A 21,408-nucleotide genomic window follows, 5' to 3' on the forward strand; every position below is an offset into this window, starting at 1 on the left:
AAGCAAAAAAAATTGCCTCTCAGTATTTTTAAAATAAGCATCTTTTAATAATTTCTTAAATGAAAAAAAGTACAGTCCTAAGTACCTTAATTCTTATTGCAATTGCCATTTATTGGTCTTTTAAATCTTCTATGCCCACATATACGGAAGATACTACAACACTTAAAACTGAATTTTCTACAGATCGTGCATTAGAACACGTAGAACAAATATCTCAAAAACCGCATGGAGTAGGTTTTCCTGAACATACTGTTGTAAAAGGCTATATAGCTAATGAATTAAAAAAATTAGGTCTTGAAGTCACTTTTCAAGAAGGCTATACAGCCGGAGACTGGGGGAACTTAAGTAAAGTAAACAACATTTTAGCTCGCATAAAAGGAACTGACTCTAAAAAAGCGTTACTTCTCCTTAGTCATTATGATAGCCACCCACATTCTTCCTTAGGAGCAAGTGATGCCGCTAGCGGTGTAGCAACTATTTTAGAAGGAGTTCGCCAATTCGTAGTAAAAGAAAAGAAACCTAAAAATGATATTATTATCCTAATATCAGATTCCGAAGAGTTAGGCCTTAACGGTGCAGATTTGTTCGTGAACAAACACCCTTGGATAAGAGATGTTGGCCTAGTTCTTAATTTTGAAGCGCGTGGTAGTAGCGGCCCCAGCTATATGTTAATAGAAACCAATAAAGGAAATAAAAAACTTATTGAAGAATTCACTAAAGCAAATCCAGAGTATCCCGTTGCTAACTCTTTAGTGTATAGTATTTATAAAATGCTCCCCAACGACACGGATTTAACCATTTTTCGAGAAGATGGAGACGTAGAAGGTTTTAATTTTGCATTTATCGATGATCATTACGATTATCATACCGCCAAAGACAACTATGAGCGTCTGGATAAAAACACTTTAGCTCATCAAGGAAGTTATTTGGTTCCTTTACTAGATTATTTTTCAAATTCTGATTTAAGTAATTTAAAAAGTCTTAGTGACTTTATCTACTTTAATATTCCATTTTTTAAATTAGTTTCCTATCCTTTTGATTGGATTTTTCCCATGTTAACATTAGGCATTATAGTATTTATACTCCTACTTTTTCAAGGATTTAAAAAGAAAACATTACAAAGAAAAGCCATCCTAAAAGGTTTTTTTCCTATGCTTATATCTGTAGGAATAAATGGCATTGTAGGATATTTTAGTTGGACTCTCTTAAAAACATTATATCCGCAATACAATGATATTTTGCATGGATTTACTTATAATGGCCATACCTATATTGCCGCTTTTGTGCTATTCTCTATTGGTGTTTGTTTTTTAGCTTACTATAAATACAACAAAATAACAACGCCAAATCTTTTAGTAGCCCCTATATTTTTATGGTTATTACTATGTACTGGAGTTTCTGTTTATCTTAAAGGCGCAAGCTTTTTTATTATCCCTGTTTATGGCTTACTAGCGAGCTTATTTGTTACACAAAATCAAAAAAAACCAAATGGCATGCTACTCGTTTTTTTAGCATTGCCTGCATTGTGGATTTTTGCTCCTTTCATTAAAATGTTTCCCATAGGATTAGGTTTAAAAATGATGGTTGCTTCCACCTTACTTACTAGTCTAACATTTATTTTATTATTGCCCGTATTTGGATTCTACAAAAACAAACGTTTTTTAGCCATATTATCTTTTATTCTGTTTATAGGGTTTCTCTTCTCTGCTCATTTAAATTCTAATTTCAATGAAGAAAACGCTAAACCAACAAGTCTAATGTATCTTTTAAATACCAATACTAATTCTGCCAAATGGGTAACTTATGAACAACAATTGTCTCCTTGGACATCTCAATATATTGGGGATACAAAAAAGGCTCCAGAAACGAGCTCCAAGACCTTGAGCAGTAAATACGGTACACATTTTACTTTCGAAGCAAATGCCCCTTTAAAAAAAATTAAATCGCCTTTAATCCAAAAAACAAGAGATACTATTATTGGTAATCAAAGATTTTTAGATCTATGTATAACTCCACAACGAAATGTAAATAGGCTAGAATTAATAACGAATGACATAGAAATACAAAGCGCAGAGGTAAATGGAGTAACTTTATCTGAATATTTTTTAAAAAATAGAAAACGAAATAAGTTAATAACACATTATATAACGGATAATGCATATACAGATATTAGATTAAGCTTTCCTAAAAACGAAAAATTAGAACTTACATTTTTTGAAGCCTCTAATGATTTATTAAGCAATCCTCTTTTCAGTATTCCCGAGAGACCAAAAAACAATATCCCCATGCCTTTTATATTAAATGATGCTATAGTAACTACAAAAACTTTACAATTTTAATGCAAAATATAGGAATTATAGGTTGCGGTTGGCTAGGGCTTCCTTTAGCTACATTTTTGTTACAAGATGGCTATTCCGTTTACGGGACTACCACTTCGGCGACTAAAATAAATACACTAGAAAGTAACGGAATTGAGGCTTTTCCTATTTCTCTGTTCGAAGATAGAATAGAAGGACCCATTTCTAAATTTCTTGAATCCTTAGATGTACTAATTATAAATGTTCCACCACGATTAAGAGGGAAAAACAAGGAGAATTATGTTCAAAAAATGACTCTTTTAAAAACTCAAATAAAAAAGAGCCGGTGCAATAAAATTATCTTTGCTAGCAGTACGGCTGTATACGGAAATACTCCTGGAGTAGTAACTGAAAAAACTATTGTTTGTCCTAACACTGAATCTGGGAAACAATTAGTAGTTTCCGAAAACATATTTTTAGAGGATTCTACTTTACAAGCTACCGTAATTCGGTTTGGAGGATTAATAGGACCCAACAGACACCCAGTTACTATGCTTTCTGGTAGAAGTAATTTAAAAAATGGAAACGCCCCCGTAAACTTAATTCATCTTAATGATTGTATTTCCATTCTAAAAGAAAGTATAACCAATAATTGGACCAACACCATTCTTAACGCCGTTCATCCAAGTCACCCAACAAAAAAAGAATATTATACTCAAGAAGCGCAAAAAAGAGCTATAGAACCTCCTAAATACGAAGATTTTTCGGGTATAAACTCTAAAAAAGTAGACTCTACTTTCCTTCTAAATGTTAAAAACTACCGTTTTCACACCTCAATCTTCACTTAAAACACCACAAACAAAAGGGATTTTACAACAAAAACGTCTTTTCTACGTTAATTATATAGCTGATTTTAAGATAGTTATCTACGAAATACATAACTTTACTTAAATGATTAAATATAAAAGCCATGGAAAATTCAAATCTAAAAGGGAGAATTTTAATGGATGTAGAAAATCTAATTTCCCGTAGTTGTAACAAACCAACCCGAACTTTAAATTTTGAAAACCTACATATTGCATTACTTAAAAAATATTATAATGCAGCGGATGTTTCTATAGATTACCATAGACATCGCATAAAAATGAGTATTATAATCGATGATAAACAATATGATCCAAAAACCGCAAATATTAACTTAGCGGTAGTACATGCAAATCTGTTTTTTAAAAATTTAAAAAAATTTTTAAAGTCCTGCATTGACAAGGACTCTAAGAGTTTAGGCTTTTATGCGGCATTATTACGTTCTTTTGCTCAACAAGATATTAAACTGAGCATTGTATAGTTCTTTACTATTTAAATTTATTAGAAAAGAGGTGCTTAATGCACCTCTTTTCTCTTTTATTCCCTTTATTTAAAGGTTTTATTAACAGAATACTAGAAATAATTTCAATAGATTAGCAAACCAAAATTTAACAAAATGAAAAAAGTACTTTTTGCTTTTGCATGTCTTATAGGATTCTCTGCAATAGCGCAAACTAAAACAGAATTACAAAAACATTATGAAGCTTTTTATAACGAAATGCGGCAGCAGGGAGATATTACTGGTGTTATAAATGCCCTTACTCATCTAAATGTAATATCCCCTTCTAAACAAAGAAAAGACACCTTAGCATATATTTATGCTAATGACAACCAACATTTACAAGCACTAAATACTATAGGCATTGAAAAATTAGATACAGATTCTGATTTAGCGGTACAAGTAAAAGCGATTTCATTAAAAGCTCTAAACCAACCTAAGAGAGCACTAGAACAATTTGAGTTATTAAACAAAAGAACACCAAATGTTTATTTAGCCTATGAATTAGCCGATTTAAAAATACAAACCGGAGATAAGGTTGGCGCAGCTGCGCATGTAGATTATGGCCTTACCAATGCTAAACCAGAAATGAAATATGCATTTTACGAGCGTCAACAACCATATGAAGTTCCATTAAAAGCTGCTTTTCTTCATTTAAAAGCCCTTATTACATATAACAACGATAAAACTAATATAGATGCTTCTATCGCATTACTAGATGAGGCCTTAACCTTAGACCCAAATTTTAATTTAGCAAGTTTAAGCAAACAAGCCTTAGTTTCAAGAAAAGAAACTCCAGAGGAAAAAAAATAAACTTTATTACAAACAAAAAAGGGTGAAGTTATACTTCTCCCTTTTTGTTCATTAATCTTAATAGTATTCTTAATTTTCTTCCTCTTCGATTATTAAAGAATTATCCAAAGGGTTATTAACCTCTACATTAAACTGAGTTCTCATCGCATTATTTGCCCTTAACATCTCCAAAACAGCCTCTTCTACTGGCAATCTGTATTCCAAATCTGCCTTTAATTTTAGCATAAAAGTAAGCACCACCTTTTGTCTACTTTTTATCTGTGGAACATCGTATTCCTCAGGATAATCAGACTTTAAAAGAAGCTTTTGTTTTTCTATTAAATCTTCTAAGCCTATAGCTAAATCTTCCAAATTTTCTGACTCATAAAGCACATCTAAGCTTGTGTCAAAAGCACTATACTCCGACCATGAACTTATAATGCTGCTTGCTTTTGCATTAACTACTGCTTTTTTAATCCATTTACTTGTATCAAAAACCAATATATCGTTCTTGGTAATAGTAGTCTCCATGTTTTTGTTCTTACAAGAAAGAACACCAAGAAACATAAAACTAAAAAGAAAAATTTTTCTCATAAAGCGAATTTACAAATTAATCTTAGAGCTCTTGGTAATAGTATATAACCTTAACAAAACTATATAAAAACTATAGGTTACTTCAATAACCAATTATAATCCGCTTTACATCTCATTAAAAAAAGCTGCACAAAATGCAGCTTTTAGCCCAAATTTAACACGGGGGATTAAAATTCAGAATGTTTAATTACTTCTCTTTCTATGGTATTCCTAAAATCATTTATCTGTTCTGTAGAATAGTTAAAAGAAGATTCGAAAGCCGTCAAAACTTTCTCAAGGTATTTGGTTACACTTTCTATATCAAAATACAACCTCCCCGTTCTTCTAATAAAGAAGTCCATTGGTGTTACAATCATTTCATTTTCCATACAAAAATCGAGTTCCGAGAGTATTAAATTCTCATTTATATCTACTCCGCTTTTTGTTTTAAAAATATCTATAATTTGCTCCGATTGTTTCCCATATGTAGTTGTTAAATACCAAGCGGTATACGAATCAAAGCCAAATTTATCTAAATCTAGAGTTAAAGTTTTAATGTACTTTTTAACCTCTTTATATTTCTTCCAAGGGCCACCAATTAAAGGAATTTTATCGGTATGCACCTTTTTATAATACTGATTGGTATCTTCTTCAAGTCTCTTTTGAACTTTATTTACCACCCTTTCTGCCATTTTTCTATAACCGGTAAGTTTACCCCCAGCCATACTAATTAAACCTGAGTCCGAAACAAAGATTTCATCCTTTCTAGAAAGCTCTGAAGGTGATTTACCTTCTTCATGTATTAAAGGTCGTAAACCAGCCCAAGAAGAGGCTATATCTTTACGTTCCAAATTTACAGCAGGAAACATATTATTTATAGCATCTAATAAATAATCTGCATCTTCTACGGTTGTTCGTACATCGTTTTTATCCAAGGTATAGTTAGTGTCCGTTGTACCTGCATATGTAATTTTTCCCCTTGGAATAGCAAACATCATTCGGCCATCCGGAATATCAAAGTAAACAGATTGTTTTAATGGTAATTTTTCTTTTGGAAAAACCAAATGCACTCCTTTTGTAAGATGTAATTGCTTACCATTCTTAGACTTATTAACTTCTCTAAGTTCATCTACCCAAGGACCAGCAGCATTAATCACAAATTTAGATGTGATACTATATGCATCTCCACTGATAGCATCAGTAACTTTTACTCCCGCTATCTGCTCCCCATCATAAACAAAATCATTTACTTGCGTATAATTTAAAGGCGTACCGCCATAACTAATAGCCGTTTTTATGTTTTCTAAAGTAAGTCTTGCATCATCTGTTCTATACTCGGCATAGTACCCCGAACCTTTTAAAATCTGTTCTGGCAAAAGAGGTTCTAATTCTAACGTTTCTTCTTTATCCATCATCTTACGTTTATCATCCCCTTCAACATTGGCTAAAATATCATACACTTTAAGCCCTATAGAAGTCATCCATTCGCCATAAGAACCATTTTCTATTAATGGTAAGAGCATTTTTTCTGGTATAACTAAATGCGGTGCCAGTTTATGTACAATAGCTCTTTCGGTTCCTACTTCTTTTACCAAAGACAATTCAAATTGCTTTAAGTATCGTAATCCTCCATGAATAAGTTTCGAAGATTTACTACTAGTTCCTGAGGCAAAATCTCCTTTTTCAACTAAAGCAACTTTCATTCCTCTAGAAGATGCATCTAAAAGTATTCCTGCTCCTGTAATTCCTCCTCCAATAACCACTAAATCGTATTCTGTTTCTTTTAATTCCGAAACGATTTTACTTCTATTATGGTTTGTAAATTTTTTATTTTTCATAATCTATAAGCCTATTACCTAGCATTACAATGCAATAAGCTGAATTTTTTAATTAATTTCCCAGTTCATTGTACGTTTTACAGCTTTTTTCCAACCTTTATACAACTTCTTTCTTTGTTTTTTTGAGATTTCAGAGTTAAAAACTCTATCTACCGTTTTACTTTCTATAACATCCTTCTCTGTCCAAAGTCCTACAGTAATTCCTGCCATATATGCTGCTCCCATAGCTGTAGATTCTACGACCTTAGGTCTTACAACAGATTTGTTTAATATGTTGGACTGAAACTGCATTAGATAATTATTTGCAGATGCCCCTCCGTCTACTTTTAATTTCTTTAGTTCTATTCCTGAATCGGCCTGCATTGCATCTAAAATATCTCTAGTCTGATAAGCCAAACTATCTAAAGTAGCTTTAGTAACATGTTTAGCGCCTGTATCCCTAGTTAATCCAAAAATGGCTCCTCTGGCGTACATGTCCCAGTATGGCGCTCCCAAACCCGCAAAAGCTGGCACCACATATACAGGGTTTTCTACTTCTAAATCTAGAGCTAGCTTTTCTGAATGTCGGGCAGATTCTATCACTTTCATTTGATCCCGTAACCATTGCACAGCAGCACCTGCTATAAAAATACTTCCTTCTATGGCGTACTTAACCTCTCCATTTAATCCCCATGCAATTGTGGTAAGTAATCCATTTTTAGAATATTGCGGTTTTTTGCCAGTATTCATTAATAAAAAACAACCTGTACCGTAAGTATTTTTAGCATCTCCTTTTTTAAGACATGCCTGGCCAAATAAAGCAGCTTGTTGATCCCCCAAAATACTTGCAATTGGGATTTTAGTTCCATTATACTCAAACTCTCCAAAAATACTAGAGGAAGGTTTTACTTTGGGCAACATACTTATAGGAACCTCTAACTCTTTTAAAAGTTTTTTATCCCACGAAAGTGTATTTATATTATACATTAATGTTCTAGACGCGTTTGTATAATCTGTTACATGATGCTCTCCTTTGGTTAAATTCCAAATTAACCAAGAATCTATCGTTCCAAAACGCAATTCTCCTTTTTCTGCCTTTTCTTTAGTTCCAGCAATATTTTCTAGAATCCAATTTATTTTAGTTCCCGAAAAATAAGAATCTATAACCAATCCCGTATTTTTTCTTATGTACTTGGTTAGCTTTCTTTTCTTTAACGTTTCGCAATAATCACTTGTTCTTTTATCCTGCCAAACAATAGCGTTATATACTGGTTTACCTGTAATACAATCCCAAACAATCGTTGTTTCTCTTTGATTAGTAATGCCTATTGCTTTTACCTTATTTAAAGGAAATGTAATATGCTCTAATATTTTATGAAGCACGCGTAATTGAGAATTTAATATATCCTGAGGATCGTGCTCCACCCAACCAGACTTTGGATATATCTGTTGAAATTCTTCCTGTTCTATTTGTATAATTTCTCCTTTTTCATCTATCAGTAAAGCTCTAGAGCTTGTAGTCCCTTGGTCCAAAGAAATTATATAGGATTTTTCCATAACGAAACTATTTTAAATTTTAAAAAATGAAATACGTACTCAAAACTAATATGGTAATTAAACCTCCTACTAAAATAGCGTACTTCCATGGTTGAATATTTACCTTCCCCGAATCTTGTAAAACAAAATCTGTGTCTCTCGGATATAGCTTTCCTATCGCTAATAATACTATAATATTAACTACAAATAGAATACCCATTACATGTAAAAAATGAGGATAAGCTTCTGCTTTAATTATACTTAATACTTTACCATCTGTTATACCATCTATTCCTGCTTGAACCAATGCCTCATTTACAAAATAAGGACTTAACACAAACTGACTAATTAAATACGTAACAACTCCAAAGACCAATACAATTTTTGCTCCCAAAGCAGGTACTCTTTTGGTATATAACCCAATAATTACTACTGCAAAAATTGGGACACTTAAACTACCTAACATTACTTGAATGTAGCTAAACAATCCATCGGGCGCATTACTAATAAATGGAGCTATTGTCATGGATACTAAAGCTAAAATAGTTCCAAATATTTTTCCTGCCTTTACTGTTTGTATCTCCGAAGCATCCTTTTTAAAGAATTGCTTATACAAATCAAAACCAAATAAAGTTACACTACTATTTAACAAGCTATTGAAAGAACTTAATACTGCACCGAAAAGAACTGCCGCAAAAAAGCCCATAAATGCCGGTGGTAAAACTGTTCTTACTAAAGTCGGGTATGCTAAGTCTGCATTGGTTAATTCTCCTTTAAAAAGATGCCAAGCAATAACCCCTGGTAATACTACCACTATAGGGATAAGAAATTTTACAAGAGCAGCTAGAATAACCCCTTTTTGACCCTCCGCTAAATTTTTAGCTCCAAAAACACGCTGCATGATAGCTTGGTTAGTTCCCCAATAATATATCTGAGCCAACATCATCCCGGTAAAGATAGTGCCAACGGGAATTGAGGAATCTACTCCTCCTGTTAGATTAAATTTTTCCGGATTACTCTCCCAAAGTGTATTAACTCCTGACAAAATAGTACCATCTTCTGCTATCGCCATTAATCCAAAAATGGGTATCGCTATACCCCCAATTAATAATCCTATAGCATTTATTAAATCGGAAACAGCTACTGCCTTTAAACCTCCAAAAATGGCATAAACAGAACCAATTAAACCAATACTCCAAACACATACCCATATAGTTGCACCCTCTGACAGGCCTAATAAGGTAGGTAAATTGAACATTGTACTAAAGGCCAAAGAACCAGAATATAGTACTGTTGGTAATAAAACAAGGCCATAGGCTACTAAAAACAAAACAGACATTATCGTTTTTGTTTTTTTATCAAATCTATTTTGAATAAACTCAGGTATGGTAGTTATACCTCCTCTCATATACTTTGGAAGAAAGAAAATTGCTGTTGCAATCATTGCAATCGCCGCCAATGTTTCCCAAGCCATTACCAATATTCCTTCTGTAAATGCTTGCCCATTTAATCCTACAATTTGCTCTGCAGATAAATTAGTTAATAACAATGACCCCGCAATTGTTATAGCCCCTAAACTTCTTCCTCCTAGGTAATAACCATCCGCTGTTTTTTCATTGGTTTTTCTTGATGCATACCAAGCAATGACTGCTACTAAAACCGTAAATCCAACAAAAGAAATAATGGATAACATTCCCATATATTATAAGTTTAAGAGGTTATTTTTTTAAAATTACTATTCCGCATGAAGGAACTTCCAACGACAAAACACCTTTAATTAAATGTACTTTTTCAGTACGTACTATAACTCCCTGGCAGTTAAAAATAGTACAATGATACATGCCAAAATCATCTTTATTATTTATAATTAATTCATTTTCTATTTTTCCATTTAAAAAATGAATTGTTTTACTACCATTATCTAAGTTAGCTATTACATTGTCATAAACACCGATGATAGTAGTATTTCCTTTAATAGTCCTTTTTATTGGATAGTTAGCTAATGGCTTAGAGGGAATAAAAATTCCTTCCATAAAAGTATCTGCATTATCATTCCAATATTGGGTATAAAATGCAATCATTTTTTTCTCTTCTTCCGAAGCCTTAGTTAAGAAAATAGATAACTGCGGCACTCCAAATAGTGTATTTATTAATTGCAATGCTGCTATTTCTACAGGTTCATCCTTATGCCACGTAACCATATCGGAATGCGGTGCGGTATTACCACACAACATTTTAATATCGGCAATTCTTATTCTGTTCATAGTAGCATCACCAGGACAATCAAAAGCTCTAAACATATTACCATATTTACGCATTGCGGGTCCTGTATATTTCTGACGAAACTCAATAAAAACCTCTGGGTTTATTTCTTGTAATGCCCTTGCAACATCTGTTAAAAGGCAATCTACAGCTGCATTTATAGATGCATAATCTCTTCCATCTCCTTTATGAGTAGGTGTATCTACATACAATCTAAAATCGTCAATAAAATCTAATTTAAACCCATCTAAATTCCACTCTTTTAATGCTTTTGAATAAATATTTATAAGATATTCTCTTACTTCAGGATAACGTGGATCAAATACCGGAGCCCACCGGTGGTTTTCTGTTAAGAATTTCCCTTTAAATTTTTTATAAGCTTTTGATTTTTTTCCACAAAAAGGAACTGAATACCATAATGCAATCTTCATTCCTGTTGCATGAACTTGGGCTACATATTCTTTCATATTAGGAATACGATCTGGTTCCCAGTCACCCGTATAATCATACCCCCTATTATTATCATTAGTTTGCCAACCATCATCTATGATAACAGCTTTATACCCTAACTCATAAGCCATTTTACATTCTTCTAACAATACATCGCAGTCTAAATCTTGATGAAATTGATACCATGTAGAATATAAAGGCATTTTAGCAATATCGGGTACATGTGTAGGTTTTAAAGCTTCAAACTCTTCCCACCATCTAGAAACATCTTTTAAACTCTCTGAAAAATGAATTTTTCTATAGTCTAAGCGAATTTTAGTATTAAAATATTTTATAGGATAGTTTTGTTCTATAAAAAAAGTAATGTGACAATAAAAGTTATTATCCTCTTCTCTTATTCTTGCATTTAACTCTAATTTATTAATGGCATTTGAACATGCAAAAGTTAAAACATTAGAATCATCATGACCAAATAAATTAATAACTGGGGCATCTATAGAAATTCTGGATTCCATATGATCTAACTCCCAATCTGCCTGAATTCTTTTATTATAATCTGTTGTTGGCTTCCAAACTCCTTTAACATTAATTGCTGGAACTTTCCACTCTAAAGTTATAGGTTTAGGGTTTACTTCTATTTCTGAACGTATTTGTAAATTGTATTCTAAAATTCCATCAACATCTTTTACTTTCACCAATGACACCTCTATGGGTTGCTCTAATCCTTTAACATTTATATCTTCTATTAGGCTAGCATTTGTAATCATTCTCTCTCTTATTTAGATTTTTAAAGGGTATAAAGCCAAGCAGTTTTTATATACCGCTTGGCCATACCAACTCAACAACTCAAACTAAAAATTAATATCCTGGGTTTTGCTTTAAATTAGGGTTAGCATCCAATTCAGAACTTGGTATCCAAACTAATTCATGTTTATTTGCTTGGAATACACCACCACTTAAAGATTTTGGGTTGCTCCCGTGTAAAGAATTTGCACCTAGGTAATCATCTGCTAATCCCCAACGAACTAAGTCAAAGAAACGATGACCCTCTCCTGCTAATTCCATTGCACGTTCATCTATTATCGCAGTGCGCATATCATCTTGACTTAGGTTTAATGGAGTTACTGGTGTTAATTCTGCTCTTTCTCTTACCATGTCTACATATATTGCAGCCTCTGAAGTCATATTGTCCTCATTTAAAGCTTCTGCAAGCATTAGTAATACATCTGCATATCTAATTATTCTCCAGTTATTTCCAACATTAGTTCCTAAAAAATCTACCTGATCTCTTGTTCCTAAATCCATTCCTGAATATTTTTTTCCAAAAATGGGTTCTACTCCAGCGGCTGTAGCAATTGTAATATCTCCAGCAACAGTACCTCCATCTTCATCTGTAGTATCTCCTAAATCCTCTATAAATGGCAAACCTCCATAACCCGTAGCTCCAGGATAATCGTAAACTAAAGTTTCATTTCTTCTTACTACATCATTATTAGCTTCGAATAAATCTTTAAGCCATGGGTTAATTACATGTCCTTTATCCGGAGATTTAGATGGGGTAGCATAATCAATATGATAATTACCCATAGTACCCGTACCAGGAATATCTGTTCCCCAAATAAAAGTGGTTTGTCCTAAAAATTGTAATTCAAAAACCGACTCTTGGTTATTTTCATTTACATCAGAAAAGTTATCTCCGTATGCTTCCGCAGGTAATAAGCTGTATTTACCTATTAAAGTTGCTAATGTAGTTCTTGCATTAGTCCAATCTTTCATATATAAATAACTCTTCCCTTTTAAAGCTGTTGCAGCTCCAGAAGTTGGTCTACCAGCATTATCTCCTTCCCAGGTTTCTGGTAACATAGCTTCTGCCATTTCTAAATCTGCTATTATTTGTGCCCAGATTACTGAAGGCTCTGCCTGATCCACTAAAAGATTATCTAAATCTGGTAATTCTGTAATTAATGGTACGCTACCATAAAGCGTTGTTAAATACCAATAATCAAAAGCTCTTAAAAAATAAGCTTGCCCTATAAGACCATTACGAACCGTTTCATCTGCTATTTGCTCTTCGCCAATGTTAATTATAACATTGTTACAGCGTGCAATAGATTTGTATAGTTGTTGCCAAGGCTCTGTTGCCCAACGATCTCCGGGGTTACCTAAGTGAGTAGCCATTGCTGTGTTACTTCCAAAAGGAAAAACATTAAATTCATCAGACCTTTGCATTGCTCCGGTATGTATAATTCTACCCCAGAAAAACGTATCTGTTATTGGGTGGAATGCTCCATTAACTGCTGATTCCACCTCTGCAACTGAACTACCAAAATTAGCAGTAGAAGTTGCATTGTTGTTAGATTGATCTAGCAACTCTTCTGAACACCCACCTAGCATTATTGCGACAGTAAGTGTTACTATCATCGGATTTAATTTGAATATCTTTTTCATCTTTATATTTATAAGAATTAAAATTTGGCTTGTACTCCAAACATGAATGTTCTAGCATTAGGATATGCTCTTGCATCTAAACCTCTACCCAATAATGGATTTACTTGATCTCTTAAACCAGGAACCCCTGTATTTCTATTAGCACGACCACCATTCGTAGAAGATACATCTGGGTCATAACCGCTATAATCTGTTAATACAAATACATTCTGAATATTTAAAGACAAACGAATGTTTTTAACCCACTCTAACCCAAAAGAACCTTCTTTAAAATTATAACCTATGTCTATATTTTTAAGCCTAAAATAGGACCCATCTTCTACAAAGAAAGAGGATGGAGCTTTGTTACCAGCGGCATCTGAAATAGACGCTCTAGGAATATTAGTATCTGTATTAGAAGGTGTCCATGAATTTAAAACCTCTGACAGCTTACCACCATCTTGCCATAATATACTGTAGTATCTACTTAGGTTGTAAATTTCATTCCCTTGCACTCCATTAAAACTTAATCCAAAATCAAAGTTTTTATATTCTCCATTGAAATTTATCCCATAGGTAAAATCAGGAGTAGGATCTCCGATATTTGTAATATCATCTGCTGTAATTTGCCCATCTCCATTAACATCTATACGAACAAAATCTCCAGTAGCAGGATCCACTTTATTTTCTACCTTATAACCATAGAAGGCACCAATAGGTTGATTTGCTCTAGTTGCATTTACTACACGTAAATCTTCATCAATTGCAGGGCCTAAAATTGTATTAGGTATATCTCCTGCTTCACTCTTTAAATTAAAAGAGAAGTTAGTTCCTGCCGTGAAAGTAAAATCTCCATCTGTTTTACGGTAAGTTAAATCCCATTCTAAACCTTTATTAATTAAAGTTCCTGCATTTCTAGTAACTGGTAAACTAACACCACTAGTAGAAGGAACATTAATTGCTACTAAAACGTCTTCTATATCCTTAGTATAATAGTCCATAGAGAAAGTCATTCTATTATCTAAGAACCCTAAATCTACACCAACATCAAACGTTTTTGTTGTTTCCCATACTAAGCTTGGATCTGCCAAAGTAGTTTGTGCTAAACCATTTGCTAAACCACCACCAAAAGAAGTGTTAGATGCATTAGCTGCAAAAACCGCTTGTGTAGGGTAAAAAGTATCTGGATATGAACCTAACTCCCCGTAAGAAGCACGAAGTTTAAAATAATTTACGGTTTCAGATTTCCAAAAATCTTCATCACTTATATTCCAACCAGCAGAGAAAGAAGGGAAATAACCTACTCTATTGTCTTCTGCAAAACGAGAAGAAGCATCTCTTCTTAAGGTTGCAGAAAATAAATATTTACTATCATACCCATAATTAAATCTTCCAAAGTAAGACTGTAACGCTGCATTATTATTTTGTCCTAATAACACCAATTGATCACTAGATGGTAATGCTCCTACATTTCTAATTACATTAGACGGTGTTCCTTGACCAAAAACACCATTACTTTTTTGAGTTTCTTTAAAATAAGTATATCCTAATACAGCAGAAACCTTATGCGCATTGAACTCTTTTTCATAAGAAATAGTTGGCTCCACTTGTACATTTACATCTTCTTGTCTATGATCCGTAAGATCATTTTCTGTATTTACATTTAGTACTGCATCTACAGTACTCATAAAGTATGTTGGCGTAAATTGATATGAGTTTCTACTAGTATAATCAATACCAAAGTTTACAGATGCTTTTAAACCTTCTAAAATTTCATAATCTAATTTTGCACTACCAAAAATAGTTCTTGTAGTAACTTGATTATCTTCTAGGGTTGCTAAAGCGTATTGATTAACACCACCTGGTCCATGTATTGCTGAGGAAGGTCCTTCAAAGCCACCATCATTAGCATCATTTCTAAATGCTAAAGTTGGCGCAGAAGCTCCATCCCAACCATACCAGTTGTTTTCTTGTAATTTACCCTCTGTTATACCTAAAGATTCGGTTAAAGTAAATTTCCCAAAATCAAATCTACTGTTTAATCTAAAGTTAATTCTTTTAAAACCAGAACCCACTAAAATACCATCTTGGTTAAAATAGTTTCCCGAAGCGAAATAGGAAGAATTTTCTCCTCCTCCAGATACAGAAACCCCTATTTCCTCAACAATACCAGATTTTAAAGATTCGTCTTGCCAATCGGTATCTACACCATTCCAAGTTACAGAATTTGCCTCTCCATCATTTACAAAACGTTGGTTTAAATAATCTGCATACTGTTCTCCGTTAATATAATCTAATTTTTTGCTTGGAGTGTCAAAACCAACTCTAGTATTTAAAGTAACTTCTGTAGCCCTATTTTTTTGACCATGAGTAGTTTTAATAAGAACCACACCATTGGCTGCTCTAGCACCATAAATAGCAGATGCAGCTGCATCTTTTAATATTGAAATATCTTGAATATCGTTTGCATTAACATAATCCATATTATCTACAAAAAGACCATCTACAACAAATAAAGGCGATGCATTACTTAAAGAGTTTACCCCTCTAATAAATACGTTGGCCCTACCACCTGGCTGGCCACCAAAACTTTCTACCTGAATTCCCGATAGTTTTCCTTGTAATGCTGTAGTCGGATTACTAGCTACTACATTTACAATAGCATCTTTTTTAATTGTAGATACAGAACCAGTAAGCTCTCTTTTATTAGACGTACCATAACCAATAATAACCACCTCACTTAATGCCTGCGCATCTGCTTGCATTGTAACATTTAAAGAAGATTTTCCGTTTAAAGCTATTTCCTGAGTAGCATACCCGATATAACTAAAAACAAGAATGCCATCTTGAGCAACATCTGCAATAGCATAATTACCATCAAAATCGGTTGTTACACCGTTAGTAGTCCCCTTTACCACAATGTTAACCCCTGGTAAAGGGCCATCAGCGTCCGAGACAGTACCCGAAACCTGTGTAGTTTGCGCAATAGAAATGTAACTGAATAACATCATTGCCAAACTCATAAACTGTTTGAGTGTTTTTCTGTTCATAAGAATAAATTGTTAATAGATTAATTTATAATAAGTTAGTTTTTTGAGCAGTTGAAAATCAATTTATTGTGCTATGATAGTCTATGCTACTATGCAAATATAAATTAAAATTTTACATATTAAAATTTTACTGAACAAAAATTAAATATATGTTAAAATTATGGTATCAAAATTTAGATATCGTAAATCCGCCAATTTCGCAAGTAGAAAAACTATAATGAATTTCTTTTAATAAGGTTAGAGGGCACTATTATCTGCGTCTTATTTTGAAGTTTAATATGATTTGCTGCCTTTTTTGCCATTTCTTTAAAATCTGTAGAAATTGTTGTGATACCACCAAATACTATTTCTTTGACAACGTGATCATTATGAGAAAGCACCCCAATATGTTTTCCTATAATATATTCATTATTTTTTGCATCTCTTAAAACTTCCCATAGAAATGTATCACTTATAAAGAAATATAACGTCCCCTTTTTAATAGACCCAGATTTATACTTCTCTTCAACCTTTCCTATTACATTATAGTCGGCACAAAACCTATTAAACGCATTTAAAACTCCCAAAGGATAATCCTTATCGTCTTTATAAAATAATATAAACTTCTTATAATTTGATATTTCCGGCAATAGCTCCACAAGTTTGCTATAAGTAGAATCTTCGAACTCCTGAGAGATATAAGAATAGGTATTATCTAACGTTAAATACCTATCTATTATTAAAATTTTATTTGGATTAATAGATTCTATTAAAGGTCGTATACTAGGGTTCGGTATAGGAGCAACTACATACATACCGTATTTTCCTCTAATAGTATTAAATATACTTTCAAAAACGGACTCATTATTATGATGAAAAAATAAGTCTATTTGATATCTTTTTCCTAATTCTTTCCTAAAAGCATTATAAAATTCCTCTTGAAACCGCTGCAGAGAAAATAAAAGTAAAGCAATCTTTAAAGTAACTTTAGTCTCTTTACTAACAATGAAATATCCTTTTAATTTTTTAGATTCTACTAAACCTCTCTCTTTTAATTCCTCATATGCCTTAACAATTGTTTTTCGAGCATATCCCAAATCTTGTACCATTGCATTTATAGATGGTAATTTATCGCCGACTTGTAAAATACCAGAATCTATAGCCTCTAATATTCCATTCACAAGCTGTTCATGTTTAGAAAGAGAATTAATTTTTTGAAGACTTTTTATTTTAGAAATAAGAGACATGTAAGAAGAATTAATTCTGTAATGATAAGAAAATTATAGCATTTTTGAAATTTTTTAAAAACAATGACCCTAAATCATTCTCTTGTTAAAAAAATTATACTAATAACATTACCTGCCAACCAAATTTCCTAAACGATAATTTTTTGTTCTCCATATAAGTGCAACTACCTAAACAAGTGATTCGGAACATTTGTTCTGTCAATCGGTACATCTGAAACCTTGATATTATTGTAATGATTTCATATTTGTTTAACAAAACTTTAATGTTTGTTTAACTAACTTAAACTCAGTAAAAATTATGAAATTTCAATTAGTATTTAGTTGGAAAACCAAGGCTTACCTAATGACACTTTTAGGGATTCTAAGCTTTGGCATTTCACACGCTCAATCAAAGACCATTTCGGGAACAATCTCCGCTGGTGGAACACCTTTACCAGGTGTTAGTATTGTGGTTAAAGGAACCAATAATGGAGCCGTTGCAGATTTTGACGGAAATTATTCTATCGAAGCCAACTCTTCTGATGTACTAGTATTTAGCTACATAGGTTATGCCACTAAAGAATTAAAAGTAGGCAGTAATACCAACATAAATGTAAGTTTATTAGAAGATGTGGCAGCATTAGAGGAAGTTGTAGTATACGGTTACGGTTCCGTAAAAAGAAAAGATTTAACGGGCTCTGTTGTTTCCATAAAAGCGGAAGACATGCAAAAAGTTAAAACAGTTTCTTTTGAAGGAGCTCTATCAGCTAAGGCTGCGGGTGTGCAAGTAGTAACATCGCAAGGAGGTCCGGATGCAGGTTTTCGAGTACTTGTACGTGGAGGCACCTCTGTTAATGCTTCAACAGACCCTTTATATGTTGTAGATGGTTTTGCTCTTGAGGGCAACTCACGTTCCACTGCACTTGGTTTAGGTAACTCCAATACGAGCCCCTTATCTACAATAGATCCCGCAAACATAGAATCCATAGAAATATTAAAGGATGCCTCTGCAACAGCTTTATATGGGTCTAGAGGAGCAAATGGTGTAGTTATTATCACCACAAAAAAAGGTAGAAAAGGTAGAACAGATATGGATTTTAACATGTACACTTCCGTTTCTACATTAGCTAATAAAATTGATTTAATGACAGCTCAAGAGTTCGTTGATTATAGACTGGAATATACGCCATGGGACGAAAATAACCCCACAGATCAATTTGTCGGTGCATATAGAGATGGCTTTGGTAATCCTATTGATTTAAATGATTCCAGAGTTATTTTAACAGATTGGCAAGATGAAATTATGAGAACTGCCATCACTAAAAATTACAACTTTGGAATTAGAGGTGGTTCAGAAAACAATTCTTACTCTGCATCTATATCTTATTTAGACAAAGAAGGTATTGTTAAAAACACCGATTTTGAACGGTATAATATTAACTTAAATATTTTTCAAAATCTAGGAGAAAAAGTAAAAGCTGGTGTAACTTCAAATATAAGCATAAGTAATAGGTCCGGTATTGTTTCAGCGGCTGGATCAGATGCTAATGGACAAAGCGGTATTGTAACAAGTGCTTTATTATTTAGTCCTGTTCAAGGATTAACACGTTATGACGATGCGGAGTATGATGAAAACGGGTTATTACTTACTTTAAGGTCCGGTGATATTACTAACCCTGTAAGAAGGCTAGAAGGAGATACAAACACAGGGAACACACTTGGCTATACTGGTAGTGCATTTTTAAGTTATGAAATAACAAAAAACTTAACCTTTAGAACTTCTATTTCAGGAAATTACAACAAAACCAAGAGTAAATCTTACTTCAATGAAAACTTCGGTTGGGGTAAAAGTGCTAATGGTAGAGCTTTTGTAGGCCAATCAGAATTTGCGGGTCTTACAACAACTCAAAATTTCACTTATAACAATAACTGGAACAAACACTCTCTAAATGTTATTGCTGTATATGAACAACAAGAGGGTTATTTTGAGCAGTTAACATCGAGCGCCACAGGTTTTAACTTACCGGGTTTTAATGTTGATTTATTACAATCAGCCACAGAAACTCTAAACAACAGAACACTTAGATCAGAATCTTCTATAAGATCCGCTATTTCTAGAATTCAATATGACTTTGATGACAGATTTGTATTTAATGCAAGTGCACGTTGGGACGAATCTTCGAAGTTTGCTCCAGGAGAAAAATGGGGATTTTTCCCATCAGCAGGTTTTGCTTGGAAAGCTTCTAATGAGAGCTTTTTAAAGAACAATAAAACAATCTCCAATTTAAAATTCAAAGTAAGCTACGGTGAAACGGGTAATGCCAATATTCCCTCTTACCAATCTTTCGGTTTTGGTGAATTAGAAAATTATTTTTATGATGGAAATTTAGCTACTGGTGTATCTGTTAATCGTATTCCCAACCCCGCTCTGACTTGGGAAACCACCACGCAACTAGATGCAGGTTTTAACTTAGGCTTATTTAAAAATAGAGTTAATTTAGAATTCGATTATTACAATAAACAAACCTCAGATTTACTATTAAGAACGCCCATACCCACAAGTACCGGATTCGGTATAATTTTCAAAAATACTGGTTCATTAGAAAATAAAGGATATGAATTTGCTTTAAATACAGTTAACATCGATACTGAAAACTTTAGTTGGAACACTAGCTTTAATATTAGTTTCAACAAAAACAAAATCCTAGATTTAGGAGGCGCAGATCAATTCTTAATAAGAGCAATTGGTAACAACCAAGTTAATAATGACTATATCGTAAGAGTTGGCGAATCTTTAGGTACTTACTACGGAATAGAACAAGACGGTGTATATAACTATAGCGACTTTGAAGAATTTGACGGTTTAAGCAATGCAGAAGCTGCAGCTAAACTAAGACAAGATTCTGCGGATAGTGGAGAGGCCTATTTCGATATTTTTTATACCCTTAAAGATGGCGTGGTTAAAACAGGTGGAGTAAATAATTACAGACCAGGCTTACCTAAGTTTAAAGACCAATTAACTGTAGACACCAATGGCGATGGTATACCAGATGAAGCTGACGGAACCGCAAATGATGAGGATCAAGTTATTCTAGGAAGATCAGCCCCAAAGCATTTTGGTGGTTTTACAAATAACTTTAGATACAAAAATTTTGACTTAGGAATAGTAACACAATGGGTATACGGTAATGATATCTATAATAAAAATAGAGTAAGAGGTAATTCTTTAGCAGTACCATACAGCAATAAATATGCGGTAGCTGCTGATAGATGGACACCTGAAAACTACACTTCTAATATTCCCGGTATTTGGGGGTACGGTGATGGTGGTTTTGGTAGCGCCGCTAAATCTGTTTACGTAGAAGATGGTTCTTACTTTAGAATATCAAATATAACTATTGGGTATACGCTACCCTCAGATGTTGTAGAGAAGATTGGTATTAAAAAGGTTCGCCTATATGGTTCTGTTGATAATGCCTTTTTGTTCACTAATTATACTGGTTTTGATCCAGATGTAAATGTTGGAAGCAATCAATTAACTCCTGGTTTAGATTCTGATGCCTATCCAAGAGAAAGAACTTTTAACCTAGGTCTTAATGTTGGATTTTAACAAAGAAGATAATTTGTTAAGTAAAA

The 21,408-nt window shown here is 33.3% G+C and carries 13 protein-coding genes; 5 read left to right on the plus strand and 8 right to left on the minus strand.

All coding sequences use genetic code 11. From position 1 onward, the window contains the following. The first annotated feature begins 59 nt into the window (after window positions 1-59). From Q0856_RS04195 to Q0856_RS04210, 4 genes are all read left to right on the plus strand, one after another. Window positions 60-2,339, plus strand: coding sequence for a M28 family peptidase (locus Q0856_RS04195; RefSeq protein ID WP_298502904.1), 2,280 nt, complete (start codon window positions 60-62; stop codon window positions 2,337-2,339). After that, on the plus strand, window positions 2,339-3,145 hold the full coding sequence (locus Q0856_RS04200; RefSeq protein ID WP_298474551.1) for an SDR family oxidoreductase: 807 nt from the start codon (window positions 2,339-2,341) through the stop codon (window positions 3,143-3,145). The genes Q0856_RS04195 and Q0856_RS04200 overlap by 1 nt, the downstream gene beginning before the upstream one ends. 122 nt (window positions 3,146-3,267) lie before the next feature. After that, a complete protein-coding gene (locus Q0856_RS04205) occupies window positions 3,268-3,642 on the plus strand; it encodes a hypothetical protein (protein WP_298502906.1) in 375 nt (124 codons plus the stop codon). A gap of 135 nt (window positions 3,643-3,777) precedes the next feature. Continuing rightward, window positions 3,778-4,473 (plus strand): hypothetical protein, encoded by a 696-nt coding sequence (locus Q0856_RS04210; RefSeq protein ID WP_298474555.1) that lies wholly within the window; start codon window positions 3,778-3,780, stop codon window positions 4,471-4,473. 69 nt (window positions 4,474-4,542) lie between these two features. Here Q0856_RS04210 and Q0856_RS04215 read toward each other — a convergent pair whose 3' ends face one another. The 8 genes from Q0856_RS04215 to Q0856_RS04250 all read right to left on the minus strand — a co-directional run bounded on the left by Q0856_RS04215 (window position 4,543) and on the right by Q0856_RS04250 (window position 17,727). Continuing rightward, window positions 4,543-5,046, minus strand: a complete 504-nt coding sequence (locus tag Q0856_RS04215) for a hypothetical protein (protein ID WP_298474557.1) — start codon at window positions 5,044-5,046, stop codon at window positions 4,543-4,545. Window positions 5,047-5,213: 167 nt separating this feature from the next. Then, the gene (locus Q0856_RS04220; protein WP_298502909.1) at window positions 5,214-6,863 is read right to left on the minus strand and encodes a glycerol-3-phosphate dehydrogenase/oxidase; all 1,650 of its coding nucleotides are present in this window, start codon (window positions 6,861-6,863) and stop codon (window positions 5,214-5,216) included. 48 nt (window positions 6,864-6,911) lie between these two features. Then, window positions 6,912-8,399, minus strand: a complete 1,488-nt coding sequence (gene glpK, locus Q0856_RS04225; RefSeq protein WP_298502912.1) for a glycerol kinase GlpK — start codon at window positions 8,397-8,399, stop codon at window positions 6,912-6,914. A 19-nt stretch (window positions 8,400-8,418) separates the two neighbouring features. Continuing rightward, window positions 8,419-10,071 carry a solute:sodium symporter family transporter gene (locus Q0856_RS04230; RefSeq protein ID WP_298503051.1) on the minus strand — a complete coding sequence of 551 codons (1,653 nt, stop codon included), beginning with the start codon at window positions 10,069-10,071 and terminating at the stop codon, window positions 8,419-8,421. Between the two features lie 25 nt (window positions 10,072-10,096). Continuing rightward, window positions 10,097-11,857: a glycoside hydrolase family 36 protein gene (locus Q0856_RS04235; RefSeq protein ID WP_298502915.1), complete on the minus strand. Its 1,761-nt coding sequence runs from the start codon at window positions 11,855-11,857 to the stop codon at window positions 10,097-10,099. 91 nt (window positions 11,858-11,948) lie between these two features. Next, complete coding sequence (locus Q0856_RS04240; protein ID WP_298502917.1) at window positions 11,949-13,538, minus strand: RagB/SusD family nutrient uptake outer membrane protein; 1,590 nt, start codon at window positions 13,536-13,538, stop codon at window positions 11,949-11,951. Window positions 13,539-13,555: 17 nt separating this feature from the next. Next, a complete protein-coding gene (locus Q0856_RS04245; protein ID WP_298474567.1) occupies window positions 13,556-16,567 on the minus strand; it encodes a TonB-dependent receptor in 3,012 nt (1,003 codons plus the stop codon). A gap of 212 nt (window positions 16,568-16,779) precedes the next feature. Further along, window positions 16,780-17,727 carry a GntR family transcriptional regulator gene (locus Q0856_RS04250; protein WP_298474569.1) on the minus strand — a complete coding sequence of 316 codons (948 nt, stop codon included), beginning with the start codon at window positions 17,725-17,727 and terminating at the stop codon, window positions 16,780-16,782. 364 nt (window positions 17,728-18,091) lie between these two features. Here Q0856_RS04250 and Q0856_RS04255 point away from each other — a divergent pair, with 364 nt between their 5' ends. Then, window positions 18,092-21,382 carry a TonB-dependent receptor gene (locus Q0856_RS04255; protein ID WP_298502920.1) on the plus strand — a complete coding sequence of 1,097 codons (3,291 nt, stop codon included), beginning with the start codon at window positions 18,092-18,094 and terminating at the stop codon, window positions 21,380-21,382. Window positions 21,383-21,408: the final 26 nt, after the last annotated feature.

Source organism: uncultured Maribacter sp., assembly GCF_947496775.1.
Taxonomy (GTDB): domain Bacteria; phylum Bacteroidota; class Bacteroidia; order Flavobacteriales; family Flavobacteriaceae; genus Maribacter_B.